General features: G+C 36.1%; 1 protein-coding gene. It reads right to left on the bottom strand.

What is annotated here, in order from left to right:
- On the bottom strand, positions 1 to 467 hold a 467-nt coding region (locus ACIFOT_RS32210; protein ID WP_430073037.1), incomplete at its 3' end, for an isochorismatase family protein.
- Positions 468 to 546: the final 79 nt, after the last annotated feature.

The raw sequence follows: 546 nt of genomic DNA on the forward strand, positions 1-546 counted from the left end.
GCAACGACGATTTTTTTCTTTCCAGTATCTTTAATCGCTTGTACTACGTTTTTATCATCCCAAGCATTCATGGATGTACGATCATAAATTTTTTGATCTGGGAAGACTTTTTTAATCTCTGGGAAGATTGAACCACTGAATGACTTAGATGCTACTGTTGTTAATACAGTTGGAACCTTAAACGTCTTAGCCGCTTCCGCCAATCCCGCTACATTATTACGTAGTGTTGCCACATCGATTGACTTAGTCCCAAAAGCCATCTGCGGCTGGTGGTCAATCATTAATAACATATGATTGGATGGTGTTAATAATTTTGAAGTAGATTGGTCATCTACCTTTACTGGTTGATTTTCATTTGTTGATGCTTTTGTCACTGAACTATGGGTTAATTCTACTGCCCCTACTGCACCTACGGCAATTGATAAAGCCATTCCTACTGCTGCTAATTTTTTAAATACGGATTTCATCTTCTGAACCTCTCCCTTTATATATTTATATATTTGTAGTAATTTTTCAAAACATTTTTAATCTAAGGTCCACAAACTA

The organism is Neobacillus sp. NRS-1170, assembly GCF_050468025.1.